The organism is Sphaerisporangium viridialbum (assembly GCF_049674955.1).
In the GTDB taxonomy this organism is placed as follows: Bacteria; Actinomycetota; Actinomycetes; order Streptosporangiales; family Streptosporangiaceae; genus Sphaerisporangium; species Sphaerisporangium viridialbum.
The window spans coordinates 6,046,422-6,063,072 of the sequence record NZ_CP187232.1 but is presented as its reverse complement, the minus strand read 5'-3'; the positions used below and the strand labels follow the sequence as shown (position 1 = coordinate 6,063,072).

At 70.1% G+C, this 16,651-nt stretch carries 16 protein-coding genes; 8 read left to right on the top strand and 8 right to left on the bottom strand.

Going from position 1 to position 16,651, the window contains the following annotated elements:
* Positions 1–99: 99 nt before the first annotated feature.
* Genes meaB through ACOZ38_RS27185 form a run of 4 tightly spaced genes read left to right on the top strand, consistent with a single transcriptional unit; the run spans position 100 to position 4,079 of the window.
* The gene (gene meaB / locus ACOZ38_RS27200; protein ID WP_424533993.1) at positions 100–1,098 is read left to right on the top strand and encodes a methylmalonyl Co-A mutase-associated GTPase MeaB; all 999 of its coding nucleotides are present in this window, start codon (positions 100–102) and stop codon (positions 1,096–1,098) included.
* Positions 1,095–2,762, top strand: a complete 1,668-nt coding sequence (locus ACOZ38_RS27195) for an acyl-CoA mutase large subunit family protein (protein WP_424533992.1) — start codon at positions 1,095–1,097, stop codon at positions 2,760–2,762. Before meaB ends, ACOZ38_RS27195 begins: the two co-directional genes overlap by 4 nt.
* A gap of 46 nt (positions 2,763–2,808) precedes the next feature.
* Positions 2,809–3,216, top strand: coding sequence for a cobalamin B12-binding domain-containing protein (locus tag ACOZ38_RS27190; protein ID WP_424533991.1), 408 nt, complete (start codon positions 2,809–2,811; stop codon positions 3,214–3,216).
* A 53-nt stretch (positions 3,217–3,269) separates the two neighbouring features.
* Positions 3,270–4,079 (top strand): SDR family oxidoreductase, encoded by an 810-nt coding sequence (locus ACOZ38_RS27185; protein WP_424533990.1) that lies wholly within the window; start codon positions 3,270–3,272, stop codon positions 4,077–4,079.
* A 97-nt stretch (positions 4,080–4,176) separates the two neighbouring features.
* Here ACOZ38_RS27185 and ACOZ38_RS27180 read toward each other — a convergent pair whose 3' ends face one another.
* The 4 genes from ACOZ38_RS27180 to ACOZ38_RS27165 form a co-directional block, all read right to left on the bottom strand.
* Positions 4,177–4,635: a nuclear transport factor 2 family protein gene (locus ACOZ38_RS27180; RefSeq protein ID WP_424533989.1), complete on the bottom strand. Its 459-nt coding sequence runs from the start codon at positions 4,633–4,635 to the stop codon at positions 4,177–4,179.
* A gap of 97 nt (positions 4,636–4,732) precedes the next feature.
* Positions 4,733–5,272, bottom strand: a complete 540-nt coding sequence (locus ACOZ38_RS27175) for a VOC family protein (protein WP_424533988.1) — start codon at positions 5,270–5,272, stop codon at positions 4,733–4,735.
* Positions 5,269–6,420: an acyl-CoA dehydrogenase family protein gene (locus tag ACOZ38_RS27170; protein ID WP_424533987.1), complete on the bottom strand. Its 1,152-nt coding sequence runs from the start codon at positions 6,418–6,420 to the stop codon at positions 5,269–5,271. The genes ACOZ38_RS27175 and ACOZ38_RS27170 overlap by 4 nt, the downstream gene beginning before the upstream one ends.
* Positions 6,421–6,458: 38 nt before the next feature.
* Entirely contained in the window at positions 6,459–8,018 is a 1,560-nt protein-coding gene (locus ACOZ38_RS27165) for a class I adenylate-forming enzyme family protein (RefSeq protein ID WP_424533986.1), read from the bottom strand.
* A 125-nt stretch (positions 8,019–8,143) separates the two neighbouring features.
* On the opposite strand from ACOZ38_RS27165, the gene ACOZ38_RS27160 reads away from it, so the two are divergent.
* Positions 8,144–9,679 carry a class I adenylate-forming enzyme family protein gene (locus tag ACOZ38_RS27160; RefSeq protein WP_424533985.1) on the top strand — a complete coding sequence of 512 codons (1,536 nt, stop codon included), beginning with the start codon at positions 8,144–8,146 and terminating at the stop codon, positions 9,677–9,679.
* Positions 9,680–9,781: 102 nt separating this feature from the next.
* Here the strand turns inward: ACOZ38_RS27160 and ACOZ38_RS27155 are convergent, their stop codons facing one another.
* The 4 genes from ACOZ38_RS27155 to ACOZ38_RS27140 all read right to left on the bottom strand — a co-directional run bounded on the left by ACOZ38_RS27155 (position 9,782) and on the right by ACOZ38_RS27140 (position 13,376).
* Positions 9,782–10,579 carry an enoyl-CoA hydratase/isomerase family protein gene (locus tag ACOZ38_RS27155; protein WP_424533984.1) on the bottom strand — a complete coding sequence of 266 codons (798 nt, stop codon included), beginning with the start codon at positions 10,577–10,579 and terminating at the stop codon, positions 9,782–9,784.
* A gap of 25 nt (positions 10,580–10,604) precedes the next feature.
* On the bottom strand, positions 10,605–11,627 hold the full coding sequence (locus tag ACOZ38_RS27150) for a phosphotransferase family protein (RefSeq protein ID WP_424533983.1): 1,023 nt from the start codon (positions 11,625–11,627) through the stop codon (positions 10,605–10,607).
* On the bottom strand, positions 11,624–12,097 hold the full coding sequence (locus tag ACOZ38_RS27145) for a hypothetical protein (RefSeq protein ID WP_424533982.1): 474 nt from the start codon (positions 12,095–12,097) through the stop codon (positions 11,624–11,626). Before ACOZ38_RS27145 ends, ACOZ38_RS27150 begins: the two co-directional genes overlap by 4 nt.
* A gap of 193 nt (positions 12,098–12,290) precedes the next feature.
* On the bottom strand, positions 12,291–13,376 hold the full coding sequence (locus ACOZ38_RS27140; protein ID WP_424533981.1) for an LLM class flavin-dependent oxidoreductase: 1,086 nt from the start codon (positions 13,374–13,376) through the stop codon (positions 12,291–12,293).
* 90 nt (positions 13,377–13,466) lie between these two features.
* Here ACOZ38_RS27140 and ACOZ38_RS27135 point away from each other — a divergent pair, with 90 nt between their 5' ends.
* The 3 genes from ACOZ38_RS27135 to ACOZ38_RS27125 are packed head-to-tail and all read left to right on the top strand — an operon-like array spanning position 13,467 to position 16,621.
* On the top strand, positions 13,467–14,459 hold the full coding sequence (locus ACOZ38_RS27135; protein WP_424533980.1) for a DUF7064 domain-containing protein: 993 nt from the start codon (positions 13,467–13,469) through the stop codon (positions 14,457–14,459).
* Positions 14,456–15,463 carry a quinone oxidoreductase family protein gene (locus tag ACOZ38_RS27130; RefSeq protein ID WP_424533979.1) on the top strand — a complete coding sequence of 336 codons (1,008 nt, stop codon included), beginning with the start codon at positions 14,456–14,458 and terminating at the stop codon, positions 15,461–15,463. The genes ACOZ38_RS27135 and ACOZ38_RS27130 overlap by 4 nt, the downstream gene beginning before the upstream one ends.
* Positions 15,464–15,472: 9 nt before the next feature.
* Complete coding sequence (locus ACOZ38_RS27125) at positions 15,473–16,621, top strand: acetyl-CoA C-acetyltransferase (RefSeq protein ID WP_424533978.1); 1,149 nt, start codon at positions 15,473–15,475, stop codon at positions 16,619–16,621.
* Positions 16,622–16,651: the final 30 nt, after the last annotated feature.

Sequence of the window (16,651 nt, the reverse complement as noted above, 5' to 3'; positions counted from 1 at the left end):
ACACCGGTCGTGCCGGGGTGTGAACGCTCTGGCGTTCGGGCGGGATGTATGTAAGACTGACGTTGAACGTAAACAATCAAGTTTGCCTCTGGGGGAGCCGTGGACGCCGCGACCAGCCCGGCGAGCCAGGTGGCCGCCGGGAGCGTGCTGCACGCGGGCCGGTTGATCACCGGGATCGAGAACGGGCACGCCGCCGCCCGCGTCGCCCTGCGCGAGCTGGCGGAGCACCGCGGCAGGGCGCAGCTCATCGGCGTCACCGGGCCACCCGGCGCGGGCAAGAGCACGCTCGTGGCGTCGCTCATCCGCGAGTTGAGGGGCCGGGGCCGGACGATCGGAGTGATCGCCGTCGATCCGTCAAGCCCGTTCAGCGGCGGGGCCCTGCTCGGCGACCGCGACCGGATGCTCGAGGCGTCCAGCGGGGACCGGGGGGTCTTCATCCGTTCCCTCGCCTCGCGCGGCGCCTCGGGCGGGCTCGCCGCCGCCGTCAACGACGCGGTCGACGTGATGGACGCGATGGGCAAGGACGTCGTCATCGTCGAGACCGTGGGCGTCGGCCAGGGCGAGTTCGAGATCGCCAAGATCGCGCACACCGTGATCCTGGTGCTCGTTCCCGGATACGGCGACGCGCTGCAGGCCATGAAGGCCGGCATCACCGAGATCGCCGACGTGGTGGCCGTCAACAAGGGCGACTCGCCCGGCGCGGACCAGACCGTCAAGGACCTGTCCGCGCAGGGCTTCGAGCGGACCGACCCCAGCGGCGGCAAGCCCTGGAGCGTCCCCGTCGTCAAGGTCTCCGCACTGCGTCACGAGGGCGTCGCCGAGCTCGTCGCGGCGGTCGACGAACACTACGCGGCCACTGGTGAGACGCAGTGGAGGGTCGTGGGCGAACGTGCCCGCCGGCACGCGCAGTTCATCGCCTTCGTCGGCGACCGGCTCCGCGAAGAGCTGCTCGGGGCCGCGGGATCGGTCCTCGGCGACCGGCACCTGGCCGATCCCTACGGGGCGGCCGAGCGTTACGTCCAGGAACTGCTCCAAGCCCACCACTGGCTCACGACCCAGCCTCGCGCCGAGGCCGCCCCAGGAACGGAGACGAAGTGACATCTCTGCTGAGCAGCAAGTTCGAGGCTGCGAAGGAGGCGTGGGCCGCGCGCCGCGCCCGCTACGCCGACAGACTGCGACCGGCCAAGACGATCTCGGGACTCCCTGTGAAGACCGTCTACACCCACGAGGACACGGCCGGCTCCAACCTTGAGGAGATGCCGGGCGTCTACCCCTTCACCCGCGGTCTGCACCCGGACGGCTACGCCCTGACGCCGTGGATGCAGCAGATGGTCTTCGGCTACGGGACCATCGAGGAGACCCGCGAGAAGATGGAGAAGATGGTCGCCGAAGGGATGGAGGGATACTTCGGCCACAAGGTCTTCAACACCGTCTACGACATTCCCGCCATGTACGGCATCGACGCCGACCACCCCGAGGCCGCGGGCAACATCGGCCAGTGCGGGGTGCACATGAGCACCGGTGACGACTACGACGAGCTGGTCCGCGACTGGGACCTGAAGTCCACCAACTTCTCGATGATCACCGGCGACAACTGCCTGCCCGCGCTCGCGCTGCTGGCCGCCGCCGTGGAGCGCCGCGGCGAGCCGACGGCGCTGATGCACGGCAACTCGATGAACTGGTACCCGCGTATCGCCGTCCAGGACGTCCCGTCCTGGGAGCCCAAGTGGGGCTACGCCCTGATGATCGACCTGATCAAGTGGGCCAAGGACAACGCTCCCGACTGGAACCCGGTCAACATCTTCATGTACGGCCTGTCCGAGGCGGGCGCCACGCCCGTGCAGGAGCTGGCCTACGGGCTCTCCTGGGGCAAGTCGATCATCGACGCGGGTCTGGCCGCGGGCCTCGCGCCCGACGAGTTCATCGGCCGGCTGTCCTTCCAGATCGGCTGCACGGTCAACGTCTTCGAAGAGGTCGCCAAGTTCCGCGCGCACCGCCGCATGTGGGCGAAGCTGTGCAAGGACGCCGGTGTCACGAAGCCGTCGAACATGCACGCCCGCGTCCATGTGCACACCAGCGGGTACGTCCTCACCCAGCAGCAGCTGATGAACAACAACGCCCGCATCACGCTGCAGACCCTGGCCGCGGTGCTCGGCGGTGTCCAGTCCATCCACACCTGCTCCTACGATGAGGCCGTCGGTGTGCCGACCGAGGAGTCGCACCGCACCGCGCTGCGCACTCAGCAGATCCTCATGTGGGAGAGCGGCGTGCGCGACGTCGCCGACCCGCTCGGTGGCTCCTGGTTCGTCGAGAAGCTGACCGACGACATGGAGGCCGAGGCCTGGAAGATCTACGAGGATCTCGAGGCCTCCGGCGGGTACCGCGAGGGCATCGAGACCGGCGAGGTCAAGCGGAACATCGACAACGCGTCGTACGAGATGAAAAAGCTGATCAACAGCGGTGAGCTCCCGGTCGTCGGGGTGAACCGGTACGTCTCGGATGAGACGGAGAACTACGAGCCGTTCCGTATCGACGAGTCCATCGAGGACAAGGCCAAGGCCCGCCTAGACGCCTACCGGGCGAAGCGGGACCAGGCCGCGGTCGACGCCGCGCTGGAGGACGTCAGGACCGCCTGCCAGGCGCTCAAGGACGGCACGGGGCCGCTGATGCCCACGCTGGTCGAGGCGGCACGCAAGGGCGTGACCAACGGCGAAATGATGGTGCCGATGCGCGAAGCGTTCGGCTGGTACGTCAGCGAGTGAGCCTGCACACCGCAGAGCGACTGGCACGTCAGGCAAGGAGTAAGCCGTGTCCAAAGAGCACATCAAGGTCCTGCTGGCCAAGAAGAAGATCGACGTCCATGGGCGCGGTTCGAAGCTGATCGCGCGTGAACTGCGCGACGCGGGCATGGAGGTCGTCTACTTCCGGTTCGGGGTTCCGGAGGAGATCGCCGAAGCGGCGCTCCAGGAGGACGTCGACGTGGTGGCCGTCAGCATCATGACCAGCGGGCAGACGCAGATCGCCCGTGCCCTGATCCCGGCGCTGAAGGAGCGCGGTATGGACCAGGTCCTGGTCATCATGGGCGGCATCATCCCGGAGGTGGACTTCGAGCCGCTGCAGGCCCTGGGCGTGCACCGCAGCTTCCCGCCGGGGCTTCCGGGCGGTGTGGTCGCCGAGTACATCCGGGAGAACGTCGGAACGGCCACCCTGGCCTAGTCCGGAGTCCGGCGTGTACGTATCGCGAATCGTCATCGGTTGAGGGGATCATTGTGGCAACGCTGTCGGGAGTGGACGGCAAGGGAATCGTCGTCACCGGTGGTGGCGGTGGGCTCGGGTCGGCCATGGCCGCCGAGTTCTGCCGGCTCGGTGCCCGGGTGGTCGTCTGCGGGCGGACCAAGGACACCCTGAACGAGACCGTCCAGGCGATCGAGGCGGAGCTCGGCCCGGGCAAGGCGTTCGCGGTCACCGTGGACGTGCGCGACCCCGCCTCCGTGGCGGCGATGGCCGACGAGGCCACCGAGCTGCTCGGCGCGGTCGACGGGCTCGTCAACAACGCCTCGGGACTCTTCCCGGTCAAGGCGGAGAAGCTGACCGCGAACGGGTTCGACTCGGTCATCAAGATCGTGCTCAACGGGACCTGGCACTGCACCTCCGAGGTCGGCCGGCGCTGGCTGGAGGCCGGCCGCGGGGGAGCGGTGGTCAACGTGCTCACGCCCTACGCCTGGATGGGGGCGCCGGGCATTGTGCACAACGCGTCGGCCAAGGGCGGCGTCCTCGCCATGACCCGTACGCTCGGCGCGGAGTGGTCGGGCCGGGGCGTCCGGGTGAACGCCGTCGCGCCGGGGTGGATGCCCGTGGGCGGCACGGACTTCCTCGCGGGGGATCCGGCGGTCCGTCAGCGGCTGATCGACGCGATCCCGGCAGGCCGCCTGCTGAAGGCGGAGGAGACCGCCCGCGCCGCGGCGTACCTGCTGTCCGACGACGCGTCCTACGTGGTCGGGGAGGTGCTCACCATCGACGGCGGGCACCACCTGTCGAAGGGGCTGTACGAGTTCATCGACGAGCTGCCCGGCCGGTAGGCGGGGCACGCGGCGCCGCGCGACAGGAGCGGCGAAGCGAAATGAGCGGGGCTCCCAGGTCGAACCCGGGAGCCCCGCTCATTCGCCTTCGTGCCGCTCAGTCCGTCGCGGCCCGCGGGTGCGGGTACCAGCGGCCCGCGGCGGCCTCGGCCGCCTTGCCGCGGTACAGGAAGGCGAACGAGCGCTGGGCGAAACGCCAGCCCTCCTCGGTCCTGACCAGGCTGTCGGTGTAGACGCCGGTGAACGCGAAGGCGTTGCCGGCGCCGTCGGCGGCGGTCTCGGAGACGTACCAGGTCGCGGTGGCGTTGTCGCCGTCGACGTCCACGTGCCCGCTGTGGGTGAGCTGGATCAGGCGCTGGAAGTTCTCGAGCAGGCCGGCCAGCACACCGCTGATCGCTTCGCGGCCCGTCGCCGTAGGGACGCCGGGAACGTGCCACTCCCCGTCCTTCGTGAACAGGCCGGCCAGCTCCTCGGGCGCGCGCCGGTTGACGGCGTCGGTGAAGCGCGCGGTGAGGTCGCGGATCTCGATCTGGCTGATGACATGGTCGGAGACCACGGGCACTCCTCGGATGGGGTCAGGTCAGGGGTCGGACAGGAGGTGGGCATGGCCGGCCGGCGCCGGCCGGGCCGGGCTCCGCCGGGCACCGGGCCGGTCAGGGACTGGGGATGCCGCACCCGTTGGGGGCATTGCCGGCCAGGACGTCGTCGAGCGTGTAGCCGGTGGCCGGGCCGTGGCCGGGGCCGGGACGCGCGATCTGGAGCAGCGTGCCGTACGCCTCGCGCGGGTGCAGGAAGACCTCGTGCCAGTCGGGATCGGCCGCGGACGCTCCGTGCACCCGGTAGCCGAGCCCTTCGAGGGCGGTGATCGTCTCCGTCATGTTCCGCACCGTGAAGGTGACGTGGTGCAGCCCGCCGAGGGAGCTGCGCTCGAAGAAGCTGTCGAGGAACGCCGACCCTTCGAGCGGTTCGAGGAGTTCGACCTTGCCGCCGCCCCGGAACCGCAGCTGCAGTCCCCGGTAGCCGACCCGGACGTTGTCGCCGCCGAGGTGGAACTCACCGCCCAGCATGTCCCGGTACAGCGGCAGCAGGTCCCGGATCCGGTGGGCGGCCACGGCCGCGTGGTCGAACGCGGCGTCCAGCGGAAGCCCCGGGGGCTGCGGGAGCCTCGGGTGCCGCGGAAGCGCGGGAGTCACAGCCCCCGCCGCCCGAGCTGCTTGGCGATCATGTTGCGCATGATCTGGTTCGTCCCGCCGGCGATCTCGTACAGCTTGGTCTCGCGCCAGTAGCGCTCCATCCCGTACTCGACCATGTAGCTGTAGCCGCCGAGGATCTGCATGCCGCGGGCGGCGCACCTGGTGCCGGCCTCGGAGCCGTGCACCTTGGCCATCGAGGCCTCCAGCGTGCAGTCGAGGCCCTGGTCGAGCCGCCAGGCGGCCTGCCAGGTGATCAGCCGCGCGGTCTGCACGTCCATCGCCATGTCGGCGAGCATGTGCCCGACCGCCTGGTGCTCGATGATCGGCTTGCCGAACTGGACACGCTCCTTGGCGTACTTCAGCGCCATGTCCAGCGCGCCCTGGCCAAGGCCCGTGCCCTCGGCGCCGACGTAGATCCGCTCGGCGTCGAGGAGGTCGAAGATGATCCTGGTGCCCTGGCCGGGCTCGCCGACGAGGTTACCGGCGGGCACCCGGACGTCGTTGAGGAACACCTCGCACGTGTGGGTGGACTGGCCCGCGAGCTTGCGCAGCGGCCGGACCGTGACGCCCTCGGCGCCCTTGGGGACGAGCAGGACGGACAGGCCCTTGGAGGACGTCGCGTCGGGATCGGTCCTGACGAAGGCGAAGATGTAGTCGGCGGTGTCGGCGCCGGTGGTGAAGACCTTCTGCCCGCTGATGACGTAGTCGCCGCCGTCGCGCACCGCGCGGGTCGACAGGTGGGTGAGGTCGGAGCCGGCCTCCGGCTCGGACAGGCCCATGGCGATACGGACGGTCCCGGCCGCGACCTGCGGAAGGATCTCCTTCTTCTGTTCGTCGGTCCCGAACCTGGCGATGCCCTTGGCGCAGAACGTGGCCGTGGGGAGCCAGGCGTAGGCGAGGGCGGCGCTGGCGCGGGCGACCTCCTCCACGGCGATGCAGATGGAGATCTGATCCGCGTCCGACCCGCCGTACTCCTCCCCGAACGCCAGCCCGCACAGGCCCAGCTCGGCCGCTCTGCGATACAGCTCGGAGTTGAACTCCTCGTCGCGGTCGAAGCGCGCGACCTCGTCGATGGGCGCGGCCTCCTCGAAGAACGCCCGCAGGGTCTGCCGCAGTTGCTGGTGCTCCGCGCTGATGCTGAAATCCATGCCGCCTCCTGGCGTGCTACTGCGTACTCGTGCTGGGGTCAGGGGCGGCCGGGTTTCACCCGGGCCCGGCGCAGTTCCTTCTTGAGGATCTTTCCGGTGGCGCTGATGGGCAGCGCGTCGACGAACTCGACCGAGCGCGGCTTCTTGTAGCCCGACAGGCGCCCGGCGGCGAAAGCGATCAGCTCGTCCTCGGTCAGGGCCGACCCGTCGCGGAGGCGCACGATCGCGTGGATCGCCTCGCCCCAGGTCTCGTGCGGGATGCCGATGACGGCCACGTGCTCCACCTCGGGGTGGTCCTGGAGGACGCGCTCGACCTCGATGCTGAAGACGTTGATGCCCCCGGTGATGATCATGTCCTTGAGCCGGTCCACGATCGTGATGAAGCCCCCGGCGTCGACGACCGCGAGATCGCCGGTCTTGAACCACTCGCCTTCGTGGCACTTGGCGGTCTCTTCCTCCATCCGGTAGTAGCCAGGGGAGATCGAGTCACCGCTCAGCCAGATCTCGCCCGAGGTGCTGCCGTCGTGCGGCACGTCGTGACCCTCCAGGTCGACGACGCGGAGCTTGATCAGGACGTAGGGCTTGCCGACCGAGGACAGTCTGCGTACCTGCTCCTCGCTGCCCGAGGTGAACTGGTTCTCGGGGCGCAGGACCGCGCCGCACGAGTAGCTCTCGGCCATGCCGTACAAGGGGAAGAAGACGTCGCCGACGACTTCGCGGGCCCGCTTGAGCGTTTCGACGGAGAACGGTGAGCCGCCGGAGATGATGCCGCGCAGGGAGGACAGGTCGTAGTTCTCGATGCCCGGCGCGGAGACCACCATCTGCACCATCGTCGGAACGATGATCGTATTGGTGACCCCGTACTCCTGGACCAGGCGGGGGAACTCGGCCGGGTCGAACGCCGGGGGGACCACGGTGCGGCCGCCCTTCATCATCACCGGGTGCAGCCCGGCCGGGCCGCCGGGGTTGAAGAAGAGGGGGATGCACTGCAGCGCGGTGCCGCGCTCGGGGATCGGCAGCTCCGCGAGCCAGTTGAGCATGGCGGCGATCGCGTTGCGATGGGTGAGGATGGCGCCTTTGGGGACTCCGGTCGTGCCGCTGGTGGCGCCGAGCTGGTAGATGTCGTCCTCGTCGACGGTGACGGCCGGCGGGCCGGCCGGGGCCTCGCCGATCAGCCGCTCCAGGTCCAGGTCAAAGCCGTGGTCGCCGCCGAAGCCGATGACGTGCTTGACCGAGGGCACGTCGGGCAGCCAGGCGCGGGCGGTCTCGGCGAGGTCGGCGTGGACCAGGACGGCGACCGGCTCGACGTAGGACAGGTACGAGGAGATCTCGTACGCCGCGTGGCGGATGTTGGTGGCCGCGCCGATGACGCCCGACTTCGCCGTGGCGAAGAAGAACTCGACGTACTCTCCGCAGTTCGGGGCGAAGATCGCGAGCCGGTCGCCCTTGGCGAGTCCGAGGGCGGTCAGGGCGCCCGCGAACCGGTCGGTGCGGACATCCAGGTCCGCCCAGGAACTGGTGGCGCCCCCCGGCACCACGACGGCCGGCTCGTTTCCGAAGAACATGGCGTTGCGGCGAACGATGTCGCTGACCAGCATCCAGCTACTCCTCGCGTTCAGGGAGCCGGGTCCGCCCCCCTGGTGCTCTCGATGCGGTCACTGTAACTTAATCTAACGCTGAACGTAATGTGTTGATTCATTTTTTGTGTGAGGCGGGTGGTGACATGCGTTATCTCGATCTTGTCCGCGCGGCGGCGACCCGGTTCGGGGACAAGACGGCGGTGGTGGGAGATGACCGGCGGATCTCCTTCGCCGAGCTGGACGATCGGGTGGGGCGGCTGGGGACCGTCCTCCGGGAAGCCGGCCTGCGGCGGGGTGACAGGGTGGCGCTGCTCTCCGCCAACGAACCGGAGTACCTGGAGATCCAGGCCGCGTGCCTGCGCTCCGGCTTCGCCCTGGTTCCGCTGAACGTCAGGCTGACCCAGCGCGAGCTGCACTTCATTCTCACCGACTGCACCCCGTCCCTGCTGGTCGTGGGCCGTCGCGAGGAGAAGCGGGGGGCCGCGCTGGCCCGTGAGGCCGGGATCGCGAACGTGCTCGGGCTAGGCGGCCCGCGGGAGATCCCCTCGTACGACGCCGCGCTGGAGGCCGCGAGCGCCGGGCCTGCCGCCGATCCGGACGATCCCGAGCTGCCCGCCACGATCCTGTACACCTCGGGAACCACCGGCTCGCCCAAGGGTGCCGTCATCGACCGGCTCGGGTTCACCGCCCGCGTGATGGTCAACGCGGTCGAGCTGGAGGTGCGGTCCGGCGACGTGCACCAGGCCAGCCTGCCGATGTTCCACATCGCCGCGTTCCTCGCCTACGCGCACACCCTCGTCGGTGCCACGGTGGTGATGCTGCCGGAGTTCGAGCCCGCTCTCGCGCTGCGCACCATGGAGCGCGAGCGGGTCACCACCACGGTCCTGGTCCCCACGATCATCGCCATGCTGCTCGACAGCCCGGCCATCGACGGGATCGACCTGTCCGCCCTCCGCCTGATCATCTACGGCGGCTCGTCGATCGAGCCCGGGCCGCTGCGCCGGGCTCTGGAACGCTTCGGCTGCGGCTTCCACCAGCAGTACGGCATGACCGAGACAGGCGGGCAGACCATCCTGCGCCCCGCCGACCACGACTCGGCCGACATCGAGCGCCTGGCCTCGGCGGGTACGGAGGCGGCGTCGCTCGAGGTCATGGTCGTCGACGACGAGGACGTACCGGTCGCCCGGGGCGAGGTCGGCGAGATCGTCTGCCGCGGCCCCTCGGTGATGCTGCGCTACTGGAACCGGCCCGAGGCCACCGCGGAGGCGCTGCGCGGTGGCTGGATGCACACCGGTGACATGGGCTACCGCGACGACCGCGGCTACCTGCACATCACCGACCGGCGCAACGACATGATCATCACCGGCGGGGAGAACGTGTACCCGCGCGAGGTGGAGGCGGTGCTGGTGGAGCACCCGGACATCACCGAACTCGCGGTGGTCGGCGTGCCGGACCCCAAGTGGGGCCAGGTGGTCACCGCCGTCGTGGTCGGTGCCGCCCCTCCGGACGACGAGCTGGGCACCTGGGCCAGGGAGCGGATGGCCGGCTACAAGGTCCCGCGCCGGTGGGTCAGGGTGGACGGGCTGCCGCGCAACGTCACCGGCAAGGTGCTCAAGCACCAGCTGCGCACGGAGCTGTCGGAGCTGTCGGCACGGACGGAGCGGCCGGAGCCGGAGTGACCGGAGTGGCCGGGAGGGCACGTCCGCCCGTGACCGGGGGAGACCACGGGCGGACGTGCGTTCTGGGGGGTGCGGGGTGGCCCGCACCCGCGCCGGTGGGGGTCAGTCGCCGCGGAATCGAGGTGGGCGCCGCTCCAGGAAGGACCGCACGCCTTCGGTGAAGTCGTGGGTCTCCCACAGCTCGGTGATCCGCTCCTGCTCCAGGTCGAGCTGCTCCGCGAGCCCCAGCACCGTCGCCCGGTCGACCAGCTCGCGCACCCGCAGCAGGGCCAGCGGGGGCGCCGCGGTCAGCGTCCCGGCGAGCCGCCGGGCCTCCTCCAGTGCCGAGCCGTCGGGGACGACGGACTCGGCCAGGCCGAGCGTCACCGCCTCGTCGGAGCCGACCGGCTGGTTGCGCAGCAGCAGCGAGACCGCCCGGGACGAGCCGAGCATCCGGGTCAGGAAGTACGAGACACCCCCGTCCGGGGACGCCCCGATGCCCATGTAGCCGGGGACCAGCCGGGCGCCCTTGCCGACCACGCGAAGGTCGGCGGCGAGGGCGAGGCCCATACCGGCCCCGACCGCGGGGCCCTCGACCGCCGCGATCAGAGGGACCGGCAGGCCGCGCAGCCGCTTGATGGAGCCGTGCAACCCCGCGACCAGGGGGGTGAGGACGGGCGCCGGGTCCCCGGCAAGGGCCCGGCCGACCAGGGACAGGTCCGCGCCGGCGCAGAACGTGGCGCCCCGCCCGGCGAGTACGAGGGCACGAGCCCCCCGCTCGACGAGGGACGCGGCCGCCGCCCCGAGCGATTCCACCAGCTCGACCGTGAGGGCGTTCCGCTGCTCCGGCCGGTTCAGCTCGATCGTTCCCACCCGGTCGGTGAGCGAGGTCACCAAGGCCGAGTTCTGTTCCGGTGACAAGGAGAGCTCCTTCGGGACGGGCGGCTCAGTAGCCGATGGTGCGCAGGCCGTGGTCCATGCACATGTAGGGAACGCCCATGCCGAGGCGGGCGAACGTGGCGTCGCGCGTCTCGTCCGGGCCGAACTGGTTGAGCAGCGGGAACGATGTGCAGACGTACTCCGCGTCGATGAAGACCGAGTAGTACTTGATCCGGTCCTCGTCGATCCGCAGGCCGCTGGCCTTTTCGTAGACCTCGAACATCTCCTCGCGCGGCAGCAGCGCGTCCGCGCCCCGCCACAGGGCCGAAGCCCAGTCCTTCATCGGGTCGCCGAGGTGGGCCTGCTCCCAGTCGGTGAGCGCCACCACCTGGTCGCCCCGGTAGATGAAGTTGCCGATGCCGACGTCGCCCCACACCAGGGAGGTGCGCTGGACCTCGGCCGGCACGTTGCGCTTCAGCCACGAGAACAGCGCCTCGACCACGGGCATCGGCTCGGGGTCCGCGGCGCGGTAGGCCTCCTCGTAATGGGCCAGTTCCAGCAGGGCGCAGTCCTCGGGGCGCTGCGGCACGGCCATGAACTCACCGAGCCCGGCGCCGTCCCAGTCGAGGGTGTGCACGGCGGCGAGCTTCTCGGCGAGACCTGCGCCGATCCGGCGGCGCATCTCCTCGTTGCCCGGGGCGAACAGCTTCCCGGCCGACGCCGAGCCGGCGACGGTGCGGCGTACGTAGAACGGGGCCCGGCCGATCAGCGAGGCGTCGGTCTCGTACCACAGCGCCTCGGCGACCGGGACCTGCGTCGGGGTCAGCGAGGCGAAGGTGCGGTACTCCCGCTCCAGGCCGACCGGGACGACGGAGCCCTCCGGGTGGTCCACGCGGAAGGTCAGCGCGTCGGTGAACGGCGCGCCGTCGCGGACTCCGGTGACACCGGCGAACCAGGTCTCCCGGGACATGCCGCCGACGTTGCGCTTGAGCGAGGTGATGTCGAGCGACTCGGCCTCGAGCCGGTCGCGGAGGTAGGCGCGGACGAGGCCGGTGTCGAGCCCGGCGACCGGGCTCTGCGCGGCGGTCATGACGCCACCGGCCCGAACGACATGAACAGCGGCTCGACCATCGGTTTGGTCCGGTCGACCTGGCGTCGTACCAGCCGGTGCACCTCGTCCCTCACTTCCCGCACGGCGGGGATCTCGTCTCGCGCGTCGGTCTCGTCCAGCCAGCGCATCACCGCGACGACGCTGCCGCGCAGCTCCTCATTGCGCGCGGTCGTCTCGCCGAGATCGCGGGTGGCCCGATCGGGGGCGGGTGAGAGCGCCAGGTCGGCCAGCTCTCCCCACCGGGGGCCGTCCGCGCCGGACTCCGCGCCCAGGGCGGCGGCCCGGCCCCCGATCGCCGCGAGGATGGCGATCATGTCCGCGCTGTCGGCGTCCAGCGCGTCCGTCTCACCGGCGAGGCGGAGCTGGAGGTGCTGGAGGACCAGGTCCATCGCGGTGCCGGTGTAGCGTGCCCAGCGGTCCTCGATCTTGGGGAGAAGGGTCTCGTTCAAGGAGAGGCGGAGGCTGGCCAGCAGTTCATCCGGTGACGGTCGCATAGGCACCTCTTCGGATCCGGGGCAGTACGGTACGGCCGAACCTAACGTGAAGCGTTAAGTAAACGCAAGAACCTCTTGTATGACATCTAACGTCCATGGTCAAATACAGGCCATGGACAAGACGGTCTCGCACTTCGGGGGTCGCATTTCAGGCACCCGTCGCGGCGAGGGTGCCGAGCTCGAGCAGCGGCTGGTAGGAGTCGAGCAAGGCCCGCCGGGCATCGGCGACGCTCCCCGCCTCGTAGCGCATACCGCTCACGTTGACGAACAGCACCTCGTCGACACTGCGGCCGTACTCGTGGATCCGGGCGATACAGTCCCCGGGCGTCCCCGCCACGACCAGCTGGTCGACCACCTCGTCGGTGACGGCGCGGCGTGCCGCGTCAAGGTCGCCGTCGCGGACGAGCCGGTCCACATCGTCGGCGACGCGCTCGTGGCCCTGCTGGCGCAGCAGGGAGTCGTAGTGGGGGTGAGGCTTGCCGGCATACAGGTTGACCACGGCCGCGCGGGCCGCGTCGCGGGCCCGTTCGGGGTCCTCATCGACGGCGACCAGCGTCGCCATCATGACCCCGAAGTCGTCGCGGCCGGAGATCTGCCGGCAGGAGGCCGCGATCTCGGCGACGAACTCGGCCGACTGCAGGGTGCCGAGCGCGATGCCGTCGGCGATGGTCGCCGCCAGACGGGTCATCCGAGGCGCTGTGGCCGCGAGGTGGATCGGGATTGACGCGCGGAACGGGTCGGCCTGCGAGCGCCAGCCCGTCATCCGGTGGATCTCGCCGTCGTAGTCGACCTGCTCACCCCGCCGCGCGCGGGTGACGAGCCGCATGAGCTCGACGTACTCCCGCATCTTCGGCAGTGGCCGCCTGACGGGGACGCCCTGGTAGCTCTCGTTGGTGACCTTGTTGCCACTGCCCACGCCGAGCACCAGGCGGCCTTGGGACACCTCGTCGAGGTCGACGGCGCTCATGCCGGCGATCACCGGTGTCCGGGCGTGTGCGTTGAGCACGTACGGACCGAGCGTGACCCGCTCGGTCCGCGCGGCCATCGCGGCCAGCGGAACGAAGCCGGATCGCCAGGCCTCGGCCACGTAGACCCCGTCGAACCCGGCTCCTTCGGCACGTGCGGCGAGCTCGGCCATGTCGGGCACGGTCATCCCGCCACCGCCGGCCAGCATCAAGCCGAGCCGCACCTCCTGGCCGGGCACGGCCGCGTCCTTCGGGGGCCTCGGGTCCATAGAGTCTCCAACTCCTAAGATGTGACGTACAACGTCAAAAATCTCCGTTAGAGTATTGCATAACATCTAACGTGAAGGGTGAAATGGGGCATGGCCATCACACCGATCCTCGCCGAAGACGAGTACATGCACGAGCCGACCGATCACCCGCAGTTCAACGAGTCGGCCTACTACAACTTCGTGGACGGTGAGTCCGGCTTCGCGGTGCTCATCAGGATGGGCAACCGCGTCAACGAGGGACACGCGGAAGTCACCGTCCTGCTCTATCTGCCTGGCGGCAAGGCCGCGATCCGCTTCGACAGGGCGAAGATCAGCGCCAACGACAGGTTCGAGGCGGCGGGTCTCAAGTTCGAGGTCGTCGAGCCGCTGCGGAAGATCAAGGTCACCTTTGACGGCACTTCGTACCTGCTGGGCAGGGGCACCGACCTCGAGAACCCGAAGAAGGCGTTCACCGAGAGCCCGATCGTCCCGGTCAGGCTCGAGCTGCACTACGAGAACGTCGTCCCGGTCTACGGGCTCGGCGGGGGCTCGGGCATCCAGGGCGCCGAGGACAGCATCGCGGTCGGTCACTACCAGGGCCCTTGCGGCGTCCAGGGCTGGGTCGAGGTCGACGGCGAGCGCCGCGAGATCAACGGCCTCGGCTTCCGCGACCACTCCTGGGGCCCGCGCAAGTGGCAGGGCCCGCACTACTGGCGCTGGATCTCCTGCATGGCCGACAAGAAGAACGGCTTCGTGGCCTGGAGCCAGAAGATCGGTGACACCCAGGCGCCGGGCAATGGCATGGTCCTGCGTGACGGCGTCGTCGAGCTGGTCAACAAGGTCACCGTGAAGAGCGAGTACGGCGACGCGCCCTACTATCCGACCTCGATGCGCGTCTCCATGTGCACCGAATCGGGGGAGACGGTCGAGGCGAGCGGCACCGTCTACCACAACGTCCCGCTGCGCAACCGTCGCGACGGCGAGGTGGCACGCCTGGCCGAGGTCCTGGTGAAGCTCGACTACCAGGGCCGGACCGGCTACGGCATCTCCGAGTACCACGACCGCATGAACGACGGCATCCCCGCGGGGATGAACGAGGTATGAGCCGGACCATGAAGGGGCTGCGCTTCGCGGAGCACGGCGGTCCCGAGGTTCTGAGCTGGGATGACATCCCGGTCCCGGTTCCGGGCCCTGGCGAGCTGCTCATCGAGGTGCGCGCCTTCGCGATCAACTGGGCGGACCTGCTCGAGCGCGCCGGGAGGTATCCCGGTGCCCCGGAGCCGCCCTACGTCACCGGGCACGACCTCACCGGCGTGGTGGTCGGCACAGGACCGGGCACGAACGGTCCCGCGATCGGCGCCCGCGTCTTCGGGGTGATCCCGCGGGGCGGCGCCGCCGCGCAGTTCATGACCGCGCCGGCCGACCAGGTCTACCCGGTGCCCGACGCGCTCGACGACGCCCAGGCCGCCGGTGCCGCCGGCCCCTACCTCACCGCGGACGCGGCGATCGTGACCCTCGGCCGGCTGGAGAAGGGCGAGGACGTCCTGATCCACGCCGCGGCCGGCGCCTACGGCTCCGCCTGCGTGCAGATCTGCAAGGCATACGGGGCCGGTCGCGTCATCGCCACCGCCGGGTCGGACGAGAAGGCCGAGCGGATCAAGGAGTGGGGAGCGGACGTCGTCGTCAACTACACCGACGACGACTTCGTCGAGGTGGTCCGCGACGTCACCGGCGGTCGCGGGGTACCGCTGGTGCTCGAGTCGGTCGGAGGTGACGTCCTCGGCCGCAGCTTCGAGTGCGTGTCGCCCGGCGGCCGCCTGGTCAGCGTCGGCGCGAGCAGTGGCCGCAGCAGCGACCGGTTCCGTCTGCACACGCTGTTCGAGCTCGGCATCTCGGTGTCGGGCTTCACGCTTGGCAAGTGGCTGCTGGACAACCCCGAACTGGTCCGTCCCTCCGTGACCCGGGTCCTCGACCTCTTCGAGAACCGCCGCGCCGCCCCGGTGATCGCGCGGATCTTCCCCGCGTCGGAGATCGCCGCCGCACACGGGTTCCTCGCCGACCGGCGGTCCATCGGCCGCACGGTCGTCACCATGACACCCACTCCCTGAGAGCGAGAAATGGCCGAGGCCTACATCGTCAGTGCCGTCCGTACCCCCGTGGGGCGACGGAAGGGCAGTCTGAGTCAAGTCCACCCCGCCGACCTCGCCGGGCACGCCATCAAGGCCGCCGTCGAGCGCGCCGGTGTCGACGCCGGCGACATCGAGGACGTCATCCTGGGCTGCGTCGACCAGCTCGGCGCCCAGTCCACCAACGTCGCCCGTACCGCGTGGCTGTCGGCCGGCCTCCCGGAGCACGTTCCGGGCACCACGATCGACCGCCAGTGCGGCTCGTCGCAGCAGGCGGTCCACTTCGCGGCCCAGGGCGTCATGTCCGGCACCCAGGACCTCGTCCTCGCCGGTGGTGTCGAGGTGATGAGCCTGGTCCCGATCTCCAGCCCGGCGATCGTAGGCGAGCAGCAGGGTCTCGGCGCGCCCTACAACGGTCCCGGCTGGATCGACCGCTACGGTCCCCAGGAGGTCTCGCAGTTCCGCGGCGCCGAGCTGATCGCCGAACGGTGGGGCATCACCCGTGAGGCGATGGAGGAGTTCGCGCTCAGCAGCCACCATCGCGCGCTCGCGGCGCAGGCGGCCGGCGCGTTCGACGACGAGATCGTCCGGTTCGGTGACCTGACCGCCGACGAGGGCCCGCGCGCGGACACCACGCTGGAGAAGATGGCCGGCCTGAAGACCCTGACCGAGGGCGGACGGATCACCGCCGCCGTCGCCAGCCAGATCTCCGACGGCGCGGCCGCGCTCGTCATCGCCTCCGAGGACGCGGTCAGGCGCCACAACCTGTCCCCGCTGGCCCGGGTGCACACGATGACCGTGACCGGTGCCGATCCGATCCTCATGCTGAGCGCACCGATCCCGGCCACCCAGCAGGTGCTCAAGAAGGCCGGACTCTCGAGCGACGACATCGACCAGTACGAGATCAACGAGGCGTTCGCGCCCGTCGTGCTCGCCTGGGCTCAGGAGCTCGGCATCGACCCGGCCAAGACCAACCCGCTCGGTGGGGCGATCGCCCTCGGTCACCCGCTCGGCGCGACCGGTGCGCGGCTGATGGCCACGCTCGTGCACAACCTCCGTCGTATGGGCGGACGGTACGGCCTGCAGACGATGTGCGAGGGCGGCGGTATGGCCAACGCCACGATCATCGAAGCACTCTGACCTGATGCTTCTCCCGCCTGGGAGCCGGGC